The organism is Mycolicibacterium mageritense, assembly GCF_010727475.1.
Taxonomy (GTDB): Bacteria; Actinomycetota; Actinomycetes; order Mycobacteriales; family Mycobacteriaceae; genus Mycobacterium; species Mycobacterium mageritense.
Window position 1 is genome coordinate 2,774,379 of record NZ_AP022567.1, and the last position, 19,767, is coordinate 2,794,145.

Below are 19,767 nucleotides of genomic sequence, written 5' to 3' on the forward strand. Positions count from 1 at the left end.
ACCACACCGTACTACGCGCGCATGCACAAGTGGATCAAGCGAGCCGTGCTGGTGTGCCTGGTCGCCCTCGTCATCGAGGGCGCCTTCACGCTGCCGTTCATGGCGGTCTACTACGGCTACCCGACGTTGAGCCTCACGCAGATCTGCAGCGAGCTGCTCAAGGTCCGCTACTCAGACGACACCCTGGAATGCCAGCACCCCTACCCGATGCTCGGCCCGCCCGAGGGCGCCGCGGGCAAGGACACCGCGCGCGACGAGTGGGGCATCCAGCCGGTGCCGAAGTACGACCGGCTGGGCTTCCGGGAGTTGGTGCGACGCTACGAGGAACGCCAGGCCCGGCAGGCTGCCGAACATCAGCCCTGACGTGACTGGTCTCGAGGGCCTAACGATTCAGTAGTTTCTCGGCGTCGACGCCAGCGTAAGCAGCAAACCCGTGGTGTCGTGGATGTCGATGTTCTCACTCAGCTTTTCACCCGGTACCGCGGCGCCCCGCCTGACTGTCGCGGCGGCCGCGGGTCTGGCGCTGCTCGCGCTCGGAGCCCCGGCGGTGTCGGCGGCCCCGAGCACAGACGCACAGGGCTACGTCGACTCGACTGCCCGGTGCGCCACCGCCGCGGACACGGTGCTGTACGCCAGTACCGAGGGTTCGCGGCTCGCGATCTGCAGCGTGTCGGGCGGCAAGTACGAATACCGCGGCGTGCGGCTGCGGGACGGTGCCCGGCTGATCGTGCCCGCGACCCGGTCCGACGACGGTGCATTCATCGTCGAGAACGCCGGGGTCACGTATCTGATCACGTCGAAATCGCTGGCCATCAGCGTCGGCGAACGGGTGATCCGTGAAGAGCCGATGGTCGACTTCAACCGGCCGGGCACTGCCTCGCCCGCGCAGACGCCGACGTCGTCCACGCCGCTACCGCCGCCGCTGGCGGCAGAGGTGGGTGGCAGCAGCCGGTAGCGCGCGTGCCATCCTGAGTTGAAAATGATATTCAGTAAGGATGACGTTCCTCCAGTTCGAGTGCCCTGAGCTCGAGGAACTTGCCGTCGGCGCGATCCGGCTGACTGTTCCACTGCACGACGACGTCATCCAGGTGGGCATCGGGGGCCGCTACCCGACGGGCGTGATCGAGGTATGCAAGACGCGCGACGCCGTGAGGGTGCGGCGTATCGACGGCCGCCCGGTACAGGCCCACATCGTTCGTGACTGGCAGGGTCCGAACAGCCCAGGAACTCGCAGCGCGGTGCTCCGCCATGGGGTGGCCGTGCTGACCTTCCGCCGGAGGTCTCCACGGGGCTGGGCGGCAGACGGGCTCCCGATCCGCAGGCCCGCGGACCTCGAGGCCTTCGTCAGCACTATCGCCAGATTCGCGCTGGCCAAACAGCGCCGGCCGGGTCAGCTCACCGCGTAGGTCTGCAGATAGGTGGTCAGCGCCCGCTCGCCTTCGGTGAGCACGGCCCGATCACCGGTCGGCCCGGCGTGGTACGCCAATTCCAGTACGCGATCGCCCATTTCGACGGCGACCGCGGTGACCAGCGGGTCGGTGTCCGGATGGAGCAGACCCCAGCCGAGCAACGCGGTGTGCAAGGCGTGGGCGAACTGCGCGCGCCGCAACCGCGGGTCGTCGAGCAGGCCGCGGGCGACGCTCGTGTAGTGCAGGGTCACCAGGTGCGGGTGCCGGTGCAGGTGCGTGTAGTGGAATTCGAAGATGCCGTGCACGACTTCGCCGAGGCTGGTCGGGGCCAGTTCGTGCAGCAATGCCGCGCCCTCGGCGTCCCGCCGGTCGAGGTGGTCGAGCACGATCTCGAGCAGGATCGCGTCACGGTTGGGGAAGAACTGATAGACCGTCGCGACGGGAACGTCGGCATGGTCGGCGATCGCGCGGGTGGTGACGGCGTCGGGCCCATCCGATTCCAGCAGCGTCATCGCTGCCGCTCGGATTCGTTCGACCCGCCGTCTGCTGCGCTCCTGCACCGGCTCGCGCCGACGGAGGGCGTTGTGGCTGACCACGTAGGGAATGGTCTCACACGGCTAACGTGAAACCGATTCATGTTACTGTGCTGCGCGACTGGTTTGTCAGCTGGCCAGAGGGGTGGCCGGATGACCAACCCCAGGCCGCGATCACCATGGCGACGTGGCCGGCGGATTCGGGGGCCGCCGTCGCGTTGATGCCGGACTCCGTGCCGGCCCATGGTGGTCGCCCCGACCATCATCCGTACTCCCGAGTGGGGCGTGCGGGCCTGATCGTTCGGTAGCGTGGGGAAACTGTGTCCATCCTCTCGAAGCCGCTCGTAGCCGACATGCTCGCGCGACTGTTCTCCGCCACCGTCAACCCCGCCCCGAAGCCGGGCGTCCGGTTCCCGGAAATACCAGGCGACACAACCGAAGTGGTGATCCCGACGCGGCACGGCGATACCGCAGCGACGGTGTACCGGCCGAAACCGGGCAAGGCCACGCCTGCCGTCTACGTCAACGTCCACGGTGGCGGCTTCGTCGTCGGGCACCGGGATCAGGACGACCCGTGGTGCCGGTATCTCGCCGCGCACGCGAATGTCGTTGTGGTCAACACCGATTACGTACTGGCACCGCGGCACCGCTTCCCGGCTCCCGTCGAGCAGATCTACGACGTTCTCGGCTGGGCGGCCGCGGCGGACCGTGACTGGGATCCAACCAGGCTTTGCGTCGGTGGTCAGAGTGCCGGCGGCAGCCTCTCCGCAGCGGCGGCCCGGCTGGCGCTGGAACTCGGCGGGCCGGACATCAAACTGCAGGTCTTGCACTATCCGCCACTGGATCTGGTGACCGCGACCAAGGACAAGAGGTCCGCGCTCGGCGCCAAGGCCGTGATGCGGCCGTGGATGGGCGAGGTGTTCGACACCGCTTACGTGCCCGATGTCGCGAGACGCACCGACCGGCTCGTCTCGCCGGCGTGGGGCACCAATGCCGATTACATCGACGGCATCGCACCTGCGCTCGTGGTCACCGCCGAGTACGACCGGCTGCGTGACGAGGCATGGCGTTACGCCCAGAAGCTCGATGCCGTCGGTGCTCTGGCCGAGTACCACGAGGTGCGCGGCGTCGACCACGGCTACAACATCATGAGCGATGCCGGGGACGTCACGCGGCGTGTGTACGACGTGATCGCCGGACACGTGAGCCGCGCCATCGCGGCCTAACCGAGGGCTGCGTGCAACTCGAGGGTGGCCGCGACGGCGGTGGCCGCCTCGGCGCCCTTCTTGACGAAGTGCTTGGTGAAGTAGCCGACGTGCTCGTCGTGTTCGTGGAAGTGGTGCGGCGTGAGCACCACGGAGAACACCGGCACATCGGTGTCGAGTTGCACCCGCATGAGCCCGTCGATCACCGCGGTGGCGACGAAATCGTGGCGGTAGATGCCGCCGTCTACCACCAGGCCCGCGGCCACGATGGCCCGGTAGCGCCCGCTGAGCGCGAGACGTTTTGCCGTCAGCGGGATCTCGAACGCACCCGGCACCTCGAAGAACTCGAGGGCGTCGGCGGTGAATCCGAGGGTACGGATCTGATCGGTGAAACCTTCGCGCGCCTGGTCGACGATGTTGCGGTGCCAGGTGGCCTGCACGAACGCGATCTGGGTGGCTGCGGCAGTCATGGGAGAACGCTATCGCAGGGCACTCGGCGAACGTGATGCGAATCTCGTGCGGAGGCCTTGCGAGCGCTGAATTGATATTTAGGCTTGCCTTACCTAATACGTGAGGCGGTTATGAGGCAGATCCAGATTGCGGTCATCGGCGCAGGTCCAGCGGGAATCTATGCCGCTGACATCCTGACCAAGGAATACGAGCACGCGCGCGTCGACGTGTTCGACCGCTTACCCGCGCCCTACGGCCTGGTGCGTTACGGCGTTGCGCCCGACCATCCGCGGATCAAGGAGATCATCAAGGCGCTACGCCGGGTGCTCTCGCGTGACGAGATTCGCTTCATCGGCAACGTGCACTACGGGACCGACCTCACCCTGCCCGAACTGCGCCGCCACTACGACGCGGTGATCTTCTCCACCGGTGCACGCGCCGACCGCGCGCTCGACATCCCCGGCATCGACCTGCCCGGCAGCCATGGCGCGGCCGACTTCGTGTCGTGGTACGACGGACATCCCGACGTGCCGCGCACCTGGCCGTTGACCGCGAAAAACGTTGCAGTGCTCGGCGCGGGCAACGTCGCGCTGGACATCGCGAGAATGCTCGCCAAGCCCGCCGACGAGCAACTCACCACCGAGATTCCCGGCAACGTGTACCAAGGGCTGGCGGCCAACGTCGCCACCGACGTGCACGTGTTCGCCCGGCGCGGTCCTGCGCAGATCAAGTTCAGCCCCATGGAGTTTCGCGAGCTGTCGCACTCTCCGAGCGTCGATGTGATCGTGCACCCAGAGGGTTTCGAGATCGACGCGGCCAGCCAGCGGGCCATCAACACCAGCAAGTCGACCAAGCTCGTCGTCGACACCATGATGAAGTACCTGGAGCGCGAACCCACCGGCGCACCGCACCGCATCCACATCCATCTTTGCCAGGCGCCGGTCGCGGTGCTCGGCACCGACCGGGTCGAGGGATTGCGCACCGAGCGCACCGAGCTCGTCGGCGACGGGACCGTGCGTGGCACAGGCGAATTCACTGACTGGCCGGTCGAGGCCGTGTATCGCGCGGTGGGCTATCTGTCGACCCACCTGGCGGGCCTGCCGTTCGATCACCATGCCGGCGTGATCCCGCACGACGCCGGTCGCGTGCTCGACATCGACGGTGGTCTGGTCGACGCAACATATGTGACCGGCTGGATCAAGCGCGGTCCTGTCGGGCTCATCGGACACACCAAGTCCGACGCCGCCGAAACCGTCAACAGTCTGCTGAGCGATCTGCCGGGGTTGCGCGTACCCGAGGTCACCGACCCCGACGCGATCCTCACGCATCTGGCCGCCAAGGACGTCGACTACACCACCTGGGCAGAGTGGGAACGCCTTGATGCACATGAGATCTCCCGCGGCGAGGTGCAGGGCCGCGAGCGCGTAAAGGTGGTGGCCCGCGAGGACATGATCCGCGCCGGACGTGAAGCGCTGGTGCGCGACTAGGCGCAGGGTTCTGGGCCACGTCACTCCAGTCATAGATTCCGACGGTGGTGTCGTTGTGCCCGGCCGTTTGCGATAAGTCGCGTAAATCGCCGCACAGCACGTGCAGTGCCACCAACCCCGTTGGTCACAGTCTTGATGCAAACGGATGGGGTACTTCTGATTGCCCGGTTACAGCGCGGTAGGCGGCGAGTGCCGCAGTGGCACGGACGATGTCACGCGGGTTGGTCAGATCCAGCCCGGTCAGCATGGTGGCCTTGCGCAGGCGGTACCCAACTGTGTTCGTGTGCACGTTCAGCTGTTGCGCCGCTACCGAACGGTCGCAGCCGCAATCAAGGTAGGCCGCAAAGGTCTCCATGGTGCGCTCATGATCGAAAAGTGGTCTCAGTATCTCGACCAGAACGGTGTGAGCAGCGCTGGGCCGGGACAACTGGAACTCAACGGCGATGTCTTCGAGGGTGACCACGCCGCACTGGCGGCCATGATTGCGTGCCACGGCGAGCAGTTCGCGGGCCTGAGCGAGTGTGGTAGGCACGTCGGTGGGTGTACTCGGGGCGAGTGCGGCAAGTAGCGGTGCGCCGACGGCCCGTTCGATCGCCAGGAGTTGTTCACGTACCCGGTCGACCGGGATATCCGGCGATGACGGTATGAGTGAGATGCCGCCATCGGCCATGACATCACACAATGCTCGTCCTAGTGCCAACCGGTTGAGTTCACGTTGTAGTCGCCGGGCCTTGCGGCACCGGACGACGTCCTGATCGACCTCGGGTAGGTTCTCGTCGGGATGTCGGGCGATGGACATCACCACCACCCAGTAGGACGAGGCGATCGGCAGCCCCACTTGTGCCGCAGTCGAATTCGGGTCCGTGCCCGAAATGAGGGCGGTCAGCAATGCTTGTTTGGCGACAAGGTCGTCGTACGTCGGCGCTTGTTCGGCACCATATCCGGCGAGCACCGCGGCCGTTGCGGCGCGCAGATGGGCTTGCAATGTCCCCGCGGCGTACGCGAGCAGGTCGATGTCCTCAACGTGTGTACTGATCGCGACCCACAAATGCTCTGCGCCGATGTGATAGGCCAGCAGGATATCTGAGAGCGGGATGTGTTCATCGGCTCGGCGGGCGGCAGAGGCGGTGAGATCGGCCAGCGCATCCGCGTCCGATTCGCGCCCGGTACGCAGGCTTAACCAGATCAGCTCAAGGTTGCGTCGGATGATGGCCGTCACCTCGCCTCGAACAGCCTCATCGGGCAGTGCTCGGTAGGCGGGAATGCGGGCACACAAAGCCTGCACTGCTTCGACCGTGAGCAATTGCGTGCGCTGAGCCAATCGGTCGGCCAGTTGTTGCTGTGTGGTTATCGGTGTGTTGGTCGCAGGCACAAATATCTTCCAAATCTCAAACGCTGCCGACAATGCGCAATGGTCAGCCGCAGCACAACATTGATTTGCACGGTCACCGTAACCACGGTGATGTCCCTGCGATCATGTCGAGGAGCGGTGTCCCATGCCGAAGATTAGCGTCGTTCGCGCGGCGCTCGCCGTGGCGCTGGCGGGCGTGGTCTTCGCGACCGCTTCGCTGGCCTGTGCTGCGCCCGCCGCAGAAGGCGGGACAATCCGCGAGTGGGGATACTTGTCGCTGCCGGACGGCAACCGAATGCGGTATTCCGTGCTGTTGCCTCCCGAGCCGGGTCCGCATCCGGTTCTCATCGAATACGACGGATACTCAGCCGGTTCCGATCCCGACATCGGTCGACGCTGGACGTCCAGGGGCTACGCCATCGTCGGCGTCAATGTTCCCGGGACAGGGTGCTCGACCGGTGACAACAGGGTCTTCGACGACACGGTCGGAGTGGCCGGTGCCACAGCGGTGGAATGGGCTGCAAACCAGCCGTGGTCGACGGGACGAGTGGGCATGATCGGGTATTCGTATTCGGGATACAGCCAGCTGTGGACCGCCGCCCAGCGGCCCAAGGGCCTTGTGGCCATCACCCCCAGCAAGAACGTTGCAGACCCGTACCGTGACGTCGGCTACCCGGGAGGCATTCAGAATGTCGGCTTCCCGACGGGATGGTGGAACGGGTTCCCAGCGATCTGGAACCGAGCCGGCGAGATGGCAGCTGCGCTCGACGGGGACTCCGAATGCGCCGCGATCGTGGAGCAGAACATCGCCAAGGCAAGGCGCGCAGACATCGACCTCGAACGGTGGCTCGACACCGATCACTTCTTCGGGCAGCGCTACGCCGACAAGAGTGCCTACTTTCGGGTGCCGGCCATCGACGTGCCGGCCTTCGGCACGCAGTCCTGGCAGGACGAGCAAGTCGGCACCCGCGCAGGCTATTACGAAGAGCTGATCCCCCCTGACAAGATGTGGCTGGCGAGTTCCAACGGCGACCACCACACCGACATCACCTCCTCCGAGATCGACTCCATGTTGCAGCGGTTCCTCGCCCATTTCGTCAAAGGCGAGGACAACGGGTTCGAGCGTGAGCCGCACGTACGCCTGCTGCAGGAGATGCGAACAGTTCGCCCTGGCGACCCGGAGTCGCCGATCGAGCCGACCGTGATCGCGTCTCTTGACCGGCTGCCCGTGGCAACTACACCCATGCGCCTATGGCTACGTGAAGGAGCCACGCTCAGCGACGCACCGCCAAGCGAACGGGCCAGTGGCACAGCCGAGTATCGATATCCGGTCGACGGGCCTACGGTCAATGATCCGGACGCCGAAGGCTGGCAGCCGAGCGGACCCGACGGGCATTTGACTTTCACCACGGCCGCGTTGCCCGCTGATTTGAGTTTTTACGGTGCCGGTTCGGCGGATCTGTGGGTGAGTTCGACCGCCCAGGACACCGACCTACAGGTGACTGTGTCGGAGGTACGCCCAGATGGCATGGAGATGTTCGTGCAGCGCGGGTGGCTGCGGGCTTCGCGGCGCAGCCTCGACAGCTCCCGCACGACTGAACTACGCCCGTGGGGCGATTTCACCGAGCCCTCGGTGCAACCGCTCAGCGTCGGCCGACCGGCGCTGCTGCGAATTGAGATCAACAAGTTCGCTCACGTATTTCGTGCCCGGTCGAGTATCCGCATCACCATCGACGCGCCATCAAAGACGGGCTATTGGGTGTTCGAGAAGTTGGATACGCCCGCAACGAACACGGTGTGGACAAGTGCGCGCTGGCCGTCCAGCGTCGTTCTCGGGTACGTGCCCTATACCCACGCGCAAGCCCTACCCGACTGTGCGACGACGTCGCGTCAGCCCTGCCGGGCGGACCAGCACCCAGTCCCGCCGGGCATCGGACCGCGTCCGCCGACGTGACGCGCCGTGCTCCGTCCCTATGCGCGCCTCGCCCTGGCGAGTGACACAAATGATGATCACGATGAGCGTCCGTGCCGCTCGAAGCGCGGTGCGGGAAAAGAGATGGAGAAATTTCATGAGGTTGCGATGGATAGCGCTCTCGCTTCCCATCGTTACGGTGGTGGCCGCTGCGGCCATCCTGCGTGGGGGAGGCGCGGGCACCGAATCGGCGCCGGCAGAGTCGGTGACCGAACGGCAAATCTGGCAGTCGGACGGGTATGGCTACACCTTTGAAATATCTGGTGATTCCGTAGATATGTACAGCTCGACCAGGGATAGCTTGGTGCTTTTCGGCAAAGGTCATATCGACAGCGATGGAAGCATGTATGTAGATGAGATTCTTGCAGCAACCCATGGTGCACAAAGGTTCTGGCTCGGGCGGTTCGTCGACGGTGTCATGACAGACCATTTGGGCTATGCGAAGAACTTTCATCGGCTCGACCGTCTTCCCGTCGCAAAGTATGACGGGTTCACCGAGGATCCCGTCCAGAATTTCGAAGTTTTTTGGCAGACCTACGAGGAGAACTTCAGCTTCTTCCCAGTCATAAATGTCGATTGGCGCAGTGTTTACCGCGAGTACCGCCCGAAAGTGAGCACTGGCACGACAGGCCGAGAACTGCAGGAGATCTTTCGGGCGATGATACGTCGTCTGAATGACGGCCACAGCAATTTATTCAGTGGAGACGACGTATTCTCATCGCATTCTGAGGGGCCGCGCGAGGCCTTCTTTCAAACCAGCCGGGATGCCATCGCGGGCAATGTCGTCGATCGCTACATCGAAGGTGGTTTGACGACCAAGCTTGACGGCCGAGTGCAATACGGGCGGACGATAAGCGGTGAAGGCTACATCCGGCTGCTGGAGTTTGACGTTTCCGATCCAGAGGAAGTGGACCAGGCGCTCGCCGACATGGTGCGCGATCTCGAACGCTGCCAGACCTTCATCGTCGACCTGCGCTTCAACCGTGGCGGCGAGGACTTCTTCGGAACGAAGGTGGCTGGCCTCTTCACAGATGAACGAAGGATCGCGTATCGGAAGCAGGTCAGGACCGGAAGTTACGACGAATTCTCCGAACCTGTCTCGATCTACATGGAACCTGCCGCGAAGAGATTCATCACGGACAGAGTAGTGATCCTGACGAGTCCGCTGACAGTCAGCGCGGGTGAGACCGCGACGTTGGCGCTGAAGGAACTCGATCAGGCAGTGACCATCGGTGAGACGACCGCCGGCTACTTCTCCGATATGTTGCTGAAATCGCTGCCGAACCGGCAGCTGTTTTCTTTGAGCAACGAACGCTACACGTCTGTGGGCGGCGTGAATTTCGAGCACCTTGGTTTGCCGCCCGATGAGCAGATCACAATCACGCAGGCCGACGTGGGTGCGTTGCGGGATCCGGTGATGGATAGGGCTTTGGAGCTGTCGAAGCAGATGCCGTGACGGCTCACACCACAGAGGCGAGCCGACGAACCCCTTCCGTGATGTGCTCGATGTCGCTGCATCCGTAGCTGAGCCGGAGGTGCGGGCCGTCGGGTTCGGCGGGATACCACGGCACACCCGAAGACACGAGGACGCCGGCGGCCAATGCGCGGGCGCCGACCGCGTCGGGATCCGCGCCGGCGGGCAGCCTGGTCCACAGGTGCATGCCTCCGCGAGGAATGCACACGGGTTGTGTATTGGGCAGTCTGGCGGCGAGCTCGCGGATCAGAGTGTCGCGGCGGCGGCCCAATTCTCGTGCGATGGTCCGTAGGTGCCGCGGATACGCCGTCGAGGTGAGGAAGTCGAGGGCCGCAGCCTGGACGGGTCCGGCGACACAAAGGTCATCGAGGGTCTTGGCGGCACGGAGCCTCAGGTAGACGGGACCATGGGCACACAGAGCGCCGACGCGCATGCCGGGGGTGATGCCTTTGGTCAGCGAACAAATGTGGATGATGTTGCCGGACTTGTCTTCTGACATGAGTGTCGGGGGTGTTGGTCCGTCGATCGACAGATGCCGGGCCACGTCATCTTCGATGGCGAATGCGGAATGCCGCTCCAATGCGTCGAACAACTCGGCACGACGTGCAGCACTCAGCGTGGTGCCGGTGGGGTTGGCGAACAGCGGTTGAACGACCACCACTCGTGCCCCTGTTCGTAGTAGGGCGTCGTCTAGCAGATCGGTACGGAGGCCGTGCTCGTCGACGGGCACGGGGACGATCTGCAGACCATGGGTACGTGCGATCGAGATTGCCGCAAGATACCCCGGACTTTCTATGAGGATCGGTTGCCCGGGAGACGTCAGGGTGCGTATCGCGATGGACAGGGCGCTCTGGCCTCCGTTCGTGATGAGCACCTCGTCGTGCGCGACGCCGCCGATGGCGCGTGCGAACCATTCGCGCAGCGCGACGTCACCGTCAACCGGTGGTCTTCCCCAAGCTCCCGGGCGCCGCGCTGCGCGTTCGAACGAGGCGCTGAGGGCTCTAATGGGCATGATCGGTTCATCGAGATACCCGCCGGACAGACGGATCGTGTCGGTGGGTGGATCGGACACGAGATCCAGTGCGCGCACGGCGGCGTCCGGCGGAGGTCCGCCGAGCGCAAGGTGTTGCCACCCGACGTCACGGGACCGTTCGATGCGACGCTGAGCCACGAATGTTCCTGCCCCAGGGCGTACTTCGACGAGCCCAGCGGCGGCGAGCTCGCGGGTGACGGCCTGCACGGTGGCTGGGGATACTCGGTGCTGGCGCTGAAGGGTTCGGACGGTCGGGAGACGAACCCCGGGCTGCTCTCGGACGATGAGCGCACGCAGTGCTGCTAGTAACGCTGCACGACTGCTATCGTTCTCCATGAGAGACAATAGTAACGGTACCGCGATATATGGGTATCGCAGTAACAATTTTTCGGCGCCTTCCGTAGCCTGGCTTCTGGGCGGGGCGGGCGTCTTGGCGTTCAGCCTCTCGCTCACCGCGAACAAGGTTGCCGTCGCCGGTATCGATGCGGTTGGAATCACGGTGTGGCGTGCTGTTTTCGCAGGTGCGTTGGCCGCGGTCTATCTTGTCGCCGTGCGCGCGCCGCTACCGGGTCTTTCCTCCGCGGGACGCCTGCTGGTCTCCGGTCTGGGGGTGATCGTGGGATTTCCGTTGCTGTCATCGTTGGCGCTGCAATCTATCGATGCTGGCCGCGCTGCAATCATCTTGGGTTTGTTGCCGGCTTTCACTGCGATGTTCGGCCAGGTGATCGGTGGGGAGCGATTGCCATGGGGGTTCTGGGCAGCTGCACTCGCCGGGATCGCGGTGTTGACAATCTTCTTGCTTGAGACCACTGCCGCAGCCGCGCCGCAACGGCTCGGGTGGGGAGATCTTCAGATGCTGGGTGCAACCCTCTGCTCTGCGTTGGGCTACGCGCTCGGCGCGCGGGAAGCTCGCGAGCTGGGGGGTGCCCGCAGCATTTCCTGGTCGCTGGTGCTGCTGCTGCCAGCGACAGTTGTCGCGGCGTTGCTGACGCTGCCACATGCGCACTACGAGTTGTCGGTCCCGGTACTGACCGCGATGGCCTACATCGCGGTGGTGTCTCAGCTTCTCGGCTTCTTCGCGTGGTATGGCGGGCTCGCGCGGGGCGGCATCGCCCGTGTGGGCCAACTCCAGCAACTCCAGCCCATGCTTACCATCACAGCTTCGGCACTCCTACTCCACGAGCCGCTCACGATTGCGACTTTGTTCGTCGGAGCAGTCATCGCCGTGCTTGTCTGGATCGCGCAGCGAACCCGGGCTCAGTCGCCGACATGCCGCTTGCAAGCCCCAGCGAATGCAAGCAACTGAACCACGCAGACCGAAGGTGCTAGGCACCGACTTCGCATGGCGTCCAGTGCATCTGGATAATTCATGGCTCATCGACGCCCTCGCCGCATATGAAGTTGGCAGGCTAAATGCAGCTGAGCACATCGAGGACCGCGATGCGGTTGTGCAGCAGTTGGTGATAGGCCAGGTCGTGTTCGGCCAGCTGCTACTCACCCTGCGCCCGATTGAGCATGAATACCACTGTGCCCTCATACTCCTCGACGAACCTTCGGTGAGCACACAGGACCGACTGACGCAACGAGCCGCGCATGCTGGGGGAGTCTGCTCAGAATCCAAAGGAAGTGCAGCGTTTCCTGAGACGACAATTCTCGTGCTGGCTCCTTTTCCGGGATTTGGTCAGTAGTTCCATGTTCGTGATCACTCGTGTGGCCGCACGGATTCCCGGGCTGACCGGCATTACGACGAACTCGTGCCACGCCGGGTTCTGCTGATCAAGAACGGGACGACCCCCATCCCGGCGCTCGCAAGGAACACAAGGATCGCCATCGTGGTGACGCGGACCGGGTAACCGGATTCGTCGGGCAGAGAGGGCAGGGGGTACTCGAGGTACTTGGCGGCGGTTTCTGCAACACGTCGGCCGTCGGTACGGGCGACATCGGCAAGGATCGGATCGAAGCTGGTGTTTCCCGGGCTCGCGGCGGCGGGAAGGAAGACGGGCGTCGGATGGGTCGCGTCCGGCAGTCGCGAGGACGTCACACCCGGGATGATCAGTCGGTCGAATCGCCCAGCGTCGGCGATCGGCGTGGCGCGGAGCCTCATCCCGTGCTTGGTGACGATCTCGTCGGTCTCGGCGACCGGGATCACCTGCGCGGTGAACGCGACGCCGCCGTATACCTCGGCTGCAGCCGCGATGTCGATTTCGTCGACGCCGGGCGTCAGTCCAAGGCCGTAGCGCGGCTGACCCCAAGGGATGGTGGCCCCGAGAACATACGGGTAGTCGGACAGCGAGATTGTGCGGATCGGAATATCCATGGTGCCGTTCGGGATCCAGTGCGGGTATCTCACGGTGTCGGCGATACGGATCGCTTCGTCGGGCCCGGCCAGTTTATGCACGACATGCAGGCTTGCGGCGATACCGGAGCTCACCCCGGCGGTCGTGACAACATTCGCATCCTCGACCCCAACGCGTCCCGCCGACCCAGATGGTCTCCGGGTGGGTGGCCTTCATTCCGTCGAGGTCGGACCAGAACGACGTCGCCTTCTTGCCGTACAGCACGCCGGTCTCCACCAGTACTCGGGCGCCTGCGCACACGCCCATCACCATGCGCCCTGCCGCGTGCACCGACTCGATGAAGGCCCGGAGCTCGGCTTCGTCGCTACCGGCGGGTTCGGTGATCGCCGGCACCACCACCAGATCTGGAAGCGGCAGCCGTCCGGACTGATAGTCGTCGTAGGTGGCTTCGGGCATGACCGTGAGGCCGCCGGACAGGGCCACTGGCGACCGCGCCGACGACACGGTGCGCACGTCGAACTTCGGCGAGCCGGCGAACACACTGTAGGGGCCCATCACATCGGTGGCGACGGAGCCGTTGCGTCCCAGCAGGATTGCCGTCTGGATCCGGCCAGGTCGCGGCGCCCTGGCTGGGCTATCTCCCACGACGGAATGCTGCGCATTGACCTTGGCGAAGTCCCGCGCCATGGTGGTGTTGAAGCCCACGAGGGCGAAGCCGGCTAGCGTCGCCATGCCGAGGACCGCTCCGGTGGCAGCGAGTAGGACACAGCGGACGAGACTTTTCATCGGGTACTCCTGGTGCGAAGAGATAAGCGGGACAACGCCTTCAGCGGCGTATCGCGACGCGGTAGTCGCGTGGCGTGATTCCCTGAGATTGCGTGAAGGCGCGCCGGAGTTGCCGTGCGTCGCCATAACCACAGGCGGCGGAGATATCCTCGACCGACAAATCGGTCGATGCGAGAAGGGTTTTCGCGTGGCCGATCCGGAGCGTCTGCTGGTACTGCAACGGTGTCATGCCGATCGCCTGGACGAAGTGCGCGGTCAAGGTGCGCGGCGCCACGTGTACCGCGGCGGCCAACTCGGCCAAGGTGTACCGACGCGCGAAATCATCGGACAGCATCTGCTGGACGGCCTGTACCGCCGGAACGACATGGTCCCGGAATTCCACGAAAGGACTCAAGGGCGCGGCCGTCCCGTTACGCCGTAGATACACGACAAGTTCGCGGGCCACCCGCGCGGCAAGAGTGGGACCGTGGTCTCGTTCGACGATCGCCAACGCCAGATCGATGCCGGACGCGATGCCCGCGCTGGTGAAGATCGGTTCGTCCATGATGTACAGAAGGTCGTCGGCGACTCGCGCACGCGGATAACGCCTACGCATCTCCCGGATGACGCTCCAATGGGCCGTGCACCGGCGCCCGTCGAGTAGGCCCGCCTCGCCGAGCAGGAACGCACCGGTGCACACGGATGCGATCGTTGCGCCGGCCCGCGCCGCGCCCTGAATCCAGTCGACGACCGCCGGACTGATTTCCAGCGATCGGCTGAGATCCGGCCCGGGCACCAGAACCAAGTCGTCGGCCGCCACCTCGGGGAGCTCCTCGATCGATGCCAGCTCCAGCCCCTGAGCCGAACGCACAGTGGGCCGCGGCGACACATAGGTCACCCGGTAACCGGCGCCAAGGTAGGTCGCCGTGGTGAAGACCTGGACGGGACCGGACAGATCCAGCAGATTCACCCAAGGGAGAACCAGGACGACAATTCGTTGCTGCACACAACGAAATTACAAACGCCGAACCGAGCAAACCAGGCCGACCATGGAGCGATCACCGGACGTTTCTGGCAACCGCCGAGGTGTCGGCACGTGCCCGCGCCGCGGTTCGTCAGAGGCGGGTTACACCAGCGCGGCAACCGTGTCGTAGTAGACACCCTTGGGAGCGCCTGAGCTGTCCTTGATCCCGTAGCCGCCGCCGTCGCCTGCGGTGTCTTGGTAGCAGAAGAACCACGTGAGAGGGAAGTTGGGATCCTGGTTGGCCAGTTGCCATGTCAGCCAGTCGGACGCGTCGGCCAGGCTTACTTTGTCCGGCGTGATGTATCCGACCTCCGTGAAGGCCATTGGTCGGGTATCGCCCTTTGACGCCTGCACCGCCTTCAGCGCATCGATCTGCGCGATCCCGAACGGGGTCGTACGGGGATCCACGAAGGTGGCATTCTGGTCGTCTTTGATGCTGTACGGGTGGTAGCCGAGCAGGTCGTAGTCGCCGCTCTCGCCGCCTGCGTACATGCCGTTGAGCCAGTCCACCGGAGACTTGTTCGACCCGAAGGTCGGGTAGGCCGCCATTCCCCCCGAGATGACCTGCGATCCAACTGCTCTGATCTTTGGCGCTGCAGCCTTGAGGTAGGTGACGTAGGTGGCCGGGCTACCGATGTTGAACGCGATGAGATTGGGCTCGTTCCACACCTCGTAGTAGGGGATGCTGCCGAAGATCTGCGTGCACCTGTTCACGAAGTTGCCGAACCCCGTGGCACTGTGATTGAACGGATAGTGGATGCCCAGGCATGGCATCGGGGTCAGGCCGCGAGCGGTCAGTGCATTGTTCACAGCCGTCACAGGAGCGTAATTGGTCTGGCCGAAAGCATTGCTCAGGTAGCCCCAGTCGACCGCGAATCGCACTGTGGTGAACCCCATTCCAGCGATGCCGTCGAGTGTGGCGGCCAGACTGCCTGACGATAACTGGCACAGGTTGCTCTGGTTGATGCCGATGCTCATCAGTTCCCCTCGTTCGAGTGTGGCGCCCCGCAAGTTGGGCGAATCATGCAGTGGGACAGACCCACCGCGTTGGGGGCCTCACTCGTTACTACCAGCTCCACGGACTGTGGGTACAACGGATCGTGCAGGTAGTGTCAGCCAGGTCGACAGGCCGATATGGTTGCCTCCGAAGGGAATGCGTGGCTGATCGCGAGTCTCGGGCGGACACCGGCAACAGGATTTGCATGCTTTAGCGCGACATAGCCGGGCGCATCGGCCCAGCGCTCCCGAGTCGTGGCGGCTGCGAACCCGCTCAGTGCTCGCCGAGATAAGCGTCGGCCCACGCACCGATGATGCGCCCCGCCCGGCGGGCCTGACCGGGGCCCGTGAGCAAGTGTTCGGAGCCTTCGAGAGAGACGAAGCTGCGCGGATGCCGGGCCGTCCAGAAGATGTCGCTGGCGTTCTTGATGCCGACGGTGTTGTCGGTGGGCGAATGCAGGATCAACAGTGGCATCTTGAGTGCCTTGATCTTGTCCTGCAGATCGGCAGCCCGGACGTCCTCGACGAACGCGCGCTTGAGGGTGAGGGTCTTGCCGCCGACCATCCATTCGCCGGTTCCCTCGGCGAGCACACATTCGATCACGGCCTCGTACTGGTGCTCGACGTGCGTGGGGTCGAACGGTGCTCCGACCGTCACGACTGCGCGCACCCCGGGCGCTTGCCGCGCGGCCGCGATGACCGCGGCTCCGCCGAACGAGTGCCCGATGAGAATGTCGGCGGGCGTGCCACGCTCGGCCATGAACGTGCAGGCCGCGATGATGTCGTTGACCTTGACGGTGAAGGATCCGTCGCCCCAGTCACCCTCGGAACCGCCGAGCCCGAGTGCGTCGAAGCGCAGCATCCCGATGCCGTCGCTCGCGAGCTGTTTGCAGATGCGCGAAGCGGCGGGCGAATCTTTGCCGAGCGTGAACCCGTGGGAGAAGACGCCCCACCCTCGGATCGGGCCGTCGGGCACTTCGATCGACCCGGCCAGCATCGGGCCGGTCGAGCTGGGAAACATGACGCGCTCAGCCATGGGGGAGGTTTATCACGGCGGCCGCGATGATGTGGATTACTGAGCCACAGTTCGGAGTCGTAGGGTGGAGTGTCCGCCGGATGTGGTCAGTGTCGCTCACGACGCCGTGCGGAACGGAATCAGATGTGGAGCAAGCAGGTGCCGCTGAACACCATCGCGTTGGAACTCGTGCCGCCGAACATCGAGCGGGGACCGCACTATCCGGTCGAAGAGGCCCAGAAGGTGCTCGCGCTGGCCGCCCAGGCCGGCATCGAGGGCCGGATCAAGCACGTCATGATCCCTGGGATGATCGACGAGGACGACGACCGTCCGATCGAGATGAAGCCGCGGATGGACGTCCTGGAGTACTGGTCGATCCTCCAGCCTGAGCTCCCGGGCATGCGTGGCCTGTGCACGCAGGTGACCTCGTTCCTGGACCAGACGGCGCTGCAGCAGCGGCTCACCGACCTCAGCGGCGCCGGCTTCGACGGCATCGCGTTCGTCGGGGTGCCCCGCACCATGAAGGACGGCGAGGGTGAAGGTGTCGCGCCGACCGATGCGCTGACGATCTATGCCGACCTGGTGCCCAACCGCGGCGCGATCCTGATCCCGACCCGCGAGGGCGAGCAGGGCCGGTTCGCCTTCAAATGTGGCCAGGGCGCGACGTACGGCATGACCCAGCTGCTGTATTCGGACGCCATCGTCGGCTTCCTGACCGAGTTTGCCAAAACCACCGACCACCGCCCGGAAATCCTGCTGTCGTTCGGATTCGTGCCCAAGCTCGAGTCCAACGTCGGCCTGATCAACTGGCTCATCCAGGATCCCGGCAACGAGGCCGTCGCCGCGGAGCAGGAGTTCGTCAGCCGGCTCGCCGAGATCGACCCGGCCGAGAAGCGCAAGCTCATGCTCGATCTGTACAAGCGCGTGATCGACGGGGTCGCCGACCTCGGCTTCCCGCTGAGCATCCACTTCGAGGCGGCTTACGGCGTGTCCAAGCCCGCCTTCGACACGTTCGCCGAGATGCTCGCGTACTGGTCGCCCGACCAGGCCTGACCCGGGGCGCGATCACCGAGACGCGCCGACCGCAACTTGTCGGTGGTCGAATGTATGTTCGAATCATGCAGGTAAGTGCTGTGGAGGCGGTGGCGGCGTTGCGGGCCGCCCTCGACGCCTTCGCGGCATGCGAGTTCGAATCACTGACCCGCGACGAACTGTTGGCGGTGCTCGACGAGTACGAGACCCTGACGTGTCAGCTGCCAGCCCCGCTGCACCGGATGCTCGCTCAGCTCCAGGCCGACACCACACCACGCGCGTTGGGCGCCAAGTCGTGGAACGCCGTGCTGCGGATCCGCTGGAGGTTGTCCACCGCCGAAGCCGGCCGACGCCTCGGCCAAGCCGCCGACCTCGGGCCACGGCGTGCGCTGACCGGCGAGCCGCTGCCCCCGGTGCTCCCGGCGGTCGCTGCCGCTCAGGCCGCCGGCCTGATCAACCCCGACCACGTCACAGTCCTGCGCGACGCGATCGACAGTCTGCCCGGGTTCGTCGACCAGTCGACTCGTGAGCAGTTCGAGCTCGACCTGGTCCGGGTCGCTGTCGGCGTCGGTCCCAAGGAGCTCAAGGACGTCGCCGAGCTGCGGCTGTTCCTGCTCGATCAGGACGGCCCCGAACCCGACGACGCCGAACGCGCCCGGAAGCGCGGGGTGTCGGTGGCAAAGCAGGGCCGCGATGCGATGACGGCGATGACGGCCAACCTGACCCCGGAAGCCGCGGCGGTGTGGGAGGTGCTGTTCGCCAAGTTCGCCGCGCCCGGCATGTGCAATCCCGACGACGAGGAACCCTGCACCAGTGGCACGCCCACCAAAGCCCAGATCGAGAACGACAACCGCACCGTGGCTCAACGTCAGCACGACGCCATGCTCGTCGTAGGCCGCATCGCGTTGATGACCGGTGATCTGGGCCAACTCAATGGGTTACCCGTCTCGGTGATCATCCGGACCACGCTGCGGGATCTGGAATCGCGCGCCGGGATCGGCACGACTGGGGGTGGCACGAAGATCCCCATCGAAGACGTCATCCGGATGGCGTCGCACGCCAACCATCATCTGGCGGTGTTCGACCATGCCACCGGCGCCGCCCTCAACTATTTCCGGGCCCGCCGCATCGCCAGCCCGGCGCAACGCATCATGCTGATCGCCCGCGACGGCGGCTGCTCCAAACCGTGCTGCACCGTCGGCGCCTACGGCTGCCAGGTCCATCACGCCTCCGCGGATTGGGCCCACGGCGGCAACACCAACGTCGACGAGATGACCTTGGCCTGCGAGCCCGACAATCTCATGGTCGACACCGACGGCGGCTACACCACCACCGTCAATGCAAACGGCGATGTCGAATGGCGCCCGCCGGCGGGTCTGGACCACGGCCAAAATCGCATCAACTACTACCACCGACCCGAACTCCTGCTCACGCAGGCGGAGCGTGAACCACAACGTGAGCAGGATCCGGAGCCCGAGCGAGAACCCGAACCGGATCCGGACTGGGATATGCAGTGGGGCAACGACTTCGACCAGTCGACATTGATCGCACCCAACGTCGAACACCTCTGGGATCGCGAGCCGCTCAGCGCAGAACCATTCGACCCGGGACTCCCACCCGGCTGGATTCTGCTCGACAACAACCCATCGCCGACCGGAACCGACGCGTGCCGACCCATCGATCCCCATGCTTTGGAAGGCAAGGGAGTACGCGGGCCCTAGACC

At 64.8% G+C, this 19,767-nt stretch carries 20 protein-coding genes and 1 pseudogene; 11 read left to right on the forward strand and 10 right to left on the reverse strand.

What is annotated here, in order from left to right:
- The first annotated feature begins 21 nt into the window (after positions 1-21).
- From G6N67_RS13090 to G6N67_RS13100, 3 genes are all read left to right on the forward strand, one after another.
- Positions 22-363, forward strand: a complete 342-nt coding sequence (locus G6N67_RS13090) for a hypothetical protein (RefSeq protein ID WP_229481570.1) — start codon at positions 22-24, stop codon at positions 361-363.
- An 88-nt stretch (positions 364-451) separates the two neighbouring features.
- Complete coding sequence (locus G6N67_RS13095) at positions 452-955, forward strand: hypothetical protein (RefSeq protein ID WP_036435059.1); 504 nt, start codon at positions 452-454, stop codon at positions 953-955.
- Between the two features lie 40 nt (positions 956-995).
- Positions 996-1,406 carry a hypothetical protein gene (locus G6N67_RS13100; RefSeq protein ID WP_036430813.1) on the forward strand — a complete coding sequence of 137 codons (411 nt, stop codon included), beginning with the start codon at positions 996-998 and terminating at the stop codon, positions 1,404-1,406.
- Here the strand turns inward: G6N67_RS13100 and G6N67_RS13105 are convergent.
- Positions 1,391-2,005 carry a TetR/AcrR family transcriptional regulator gene (locus G6N67_RS13105; RefSeq protein ID WP_036430815.1) on the reverse strand — a complete coding sequence of 205 codons (615 nt, stop codon included), beginning with the start codon at positions 2,003-2,005 and terminating at the stop codon, positions 1,391-1,393. The genes G6N67_RS13100 and G6N67_RS13105 overlap by 16 nt on opposite strands.
- 257 nt (positions 2,006-2,262) lie before the next feature.
- Between G6N67_RS13105 and G6N67_RS13110 the strand changes: the two genes are divergently transcribed.
- Positions 2,263-3,168 carry an alpha/beta hydrolase gene (locus G6N67_RS13110; protein WP_036430817.1) on the forward strand — a complete coding sequence of 302 codons (906 nt, stop codon included), beginning with the start codon at positions 2,263-2,265 and terminating at the stop codon, positions 3,166-3,168.
- On the opposite strand, the gene G6N67_RS13115 is transcribed toward G6N67_RS13110, so the two are convergent.
- The gene (locus tag G6N67_RS13115; protein WP_036430820.1) at positions 3,165-3,617 is read right to left on the reverse strand and encodes a 6,7-dimethyl-8-ribityllumazine synthase; all 453 of its coding nucleotides are present in this window, start codon (positions 3,615-3,617) and stop codon (positions 3,165-3,167) included. The genes G6N67_RS13110 and G6N67_RS13115 overlap by 4 nt on opposite strands.
- Positions 3,618-3,728: 111 nt before the next feature.
- Between G6N67_RS13115 and G6N67_RS13120 the strand changes: the two genes are divergently transcribed.
- On the forward strand, positions 3,729-5,084 hold the full coding sequence (locus tag G6N67_RS13120) for an FAD-dependent oxidoreductase (protein ID WP_036430822.1): 1,356 nt from the start codon (positions 3,729-3,731) through the stop codon (positions 5,082-5,084).
- A 124-nt stretch (positions 5,085-5,208) separates the two neighbouring features.
- Here the strand turns inward: G6N67_RS13120 and G6N67_RS13125 are convergent, their stop codons facing one another.
- The gene (locus tag G6N67_RS13125; protein ID WP_131524634.1) at positions 5,209-6,489 is read right to left on the reverse strand and encodes a PucR family transcriptional regulator; all 1,281 of its coding nucleotides are present in this window, start codon (positions 6,487-6,489) and stop codon (positions 5,209-5,211) included.
- 91 nt (positions 6,490-6,580) lie between these two features.
- Between G6N67_RS13125 and G6N67_RS13130 the strand changes: the two genes are divergently transcribed.
- Positions 6,581-8,389 carry a CocE/NonD family hydrolase gene (locus tag G6N67_RS13130; RefSeq protein ID WP_036430826.1) on the forward strand — a complete coding sequence of 603 codons (1,809 nt, stop codon included), beginning with the start codon at positions 6,581-6,583 and terminating at the stop codon, positions 8,387-8,389.
- A 115-nt stretch (positions 8,390-8,504) separates the two neighbouring features.
- Complete coding sequence (locus tag G6N67_RS13135) at positions 8,505-9,863, forward strand: S41 family peptidase (RefSeq protein ID WP_163642180.1); 1,359 nt, start codon at positions 8,505-8,507, stop codon at positions 9,861-9,863.
- Positions 9,864-9,867: 4 nt separating this feature from the next.
- Here G6N67_RS13135 and G6N67_RS13140 read toward each other — a convergent pair whose 3' ends face one another.
- Together G6N67_RS13140 and G6N67_RS39650 are read right to left on the reverse strand one after the other, a co-directional pair.
- A complete protein-coding gene (locus G6N67_RS13140; RefSeq protein WP_235684125.1) occupies positions 9,868-10,953 on the reverse strand; it encodes an aminotransferase-like domain-containing protein in 1,086 nt (361 codons plus the stop codon).
- Positions 10,954-11,109: 156 nt separating this feature from the next.
- A pseudogene (locus G6N67_RS39650) lies at positions 11,110-11,250 on the reverse strand (hypothetical protein); the annotation flags it as partial.
- Between G6N67_RS39650 and G6N67_RS13145 the strand changes: the two are divergent.
- Both G6N67_RS13145 and G6N67_RS13150 read left to right on the forward strand, forming a co-directional pair.
- Positions 11,249-12,220 carry a DMT family transporter gene (locus G6N67_RS13145; RefSeq protein WP_268951277.1) on the forward strand — a complete coding sequence of 324 codons (972 nt, stop codon included), beginning with the start codon at positions 11,249-11,251 and terminating at the stop codon, positions 12,218-12,220. The pseudogene G6N67_RS39650 and the gene G6N67_RS13145 overlap by 2 nt on opposite strands.
- 16 nt (positions 12,221-12,236) lie before the next feature.
- The gene (locus G6N67_RS13150) at positions 12,237-12,602 is read left to right on the forward strand and encodes a hypothetical protein (RefSeq protein ID WP_131524638.1); all 366 of its coding nucleotides are present in this window, start codon (positions 12,237-12,239) and stop codon (positions 12,600-12,602) included.
- A gap of 53 nt (positions 12,603-12,655) precedes the next feature.
- On the opposite strand, the gene G6N67_RS13155 is transcribed toward G6N67_RS13150, so the two are convergent.
- The 5 genes from G6N67_RS13155 to G6N67_RS13175 form a co-directional block, all read right to left on the reverse strand.
- On the reverse strand, positions 12,656-13,312 hold the full coding sequence (locus G6N67_RS13155) for a hypothetical protein (RefSeq protein WP_051578607.1): 657 nt from the start codon (positions 13,310-13,312) through the stop codon (positions 12,656-12,658).
- Positions 13,305-13,997 (reverse strand): DJ-1/PfpI family protein, encoded by a 693-nt coding sequence (locus G6N67_RS13160; protein WP_163642182.1) that lies wholly within the window; start codon positions 13,995-13,997, stop codon positions 13,305-13,307. Before G6N67_RS13160 ends, G6N67_RS13155 begins: the two co-directional genes overlap by 8 nt.
- Before the next feature lie 40 nt (positions 13,998-14,037).
- Complete coding sequence (locus tag G6N67_RS13165) at positions 14,038-14,982, reverse strand: GlxA family transcriptional regulator (RefSeq protein WP_063835107.1); 945 nt, start codon at positions 14,980-14,982, stop codon at positions 14,038-14,040.
- Positions 14,983-15,102: 120 nt separating this feature from the next.
- The gene (locus G6N67_RS13170; protein ID WP_036430832.1) at positions 15,103-15,978 is read right to left on the reverse strand and encodes a glycoside hydrolase family protein; all 876 of its coding nucleotides are present in this window, start codon (positions 15,976-15,978) and stop codon (positions 15,103-15,105) included.
- A gap of 292 nt (positions 15,979-16,270) precedes the next feature.
- Complete coding sequence (locus G6N67_RS13175) at positions 16,271-17,032, reverse strand: alpha/beta hydrolase family protein (RefSeq protein ID WP_036430833.1); 762 nt, start codon at positions 17,030-17,032, stop codon at positions 16,271-16,273.
- A 123-nt stretch (positions 17,033-17,155) separates the two neighbouring features.
- On the opposite strand from G6N67_RS13175, the gene G6N67_RS13180 reads away from it, so the two are divergent.
- Together G6N67_RS13180 and G6N67_RS13185 are read left to right on the forward strand one after the other, a co-directional pair.
- Positions 17,156-18,064 (forward strand): mycobacterial-type methylenetetrahydrofolate reductase, encoded by a 909-nt coding sequence (locus G6N67_RS13180; protein WP_110798380.1) that lies wholly within the window; start codon positions 17,156-17,158, stop codon positions 18,062-18,064.
- Positions 18,065-18,114: 50 nt separating this feature from the next.
- On the forward strand, positions 18,115-19,764 hold the full coding sequence (locus tag G6N67_RS13185) for an HNH endonuclease signature motif containing protein (protein WP_081812471.1): 1,650 nt from the start codon (positions 18,115-18,117) through the stop codon (positions 19,762-19,764).
- Positions 19,765-19,767 lie beyond the last annotated feature (3 nt).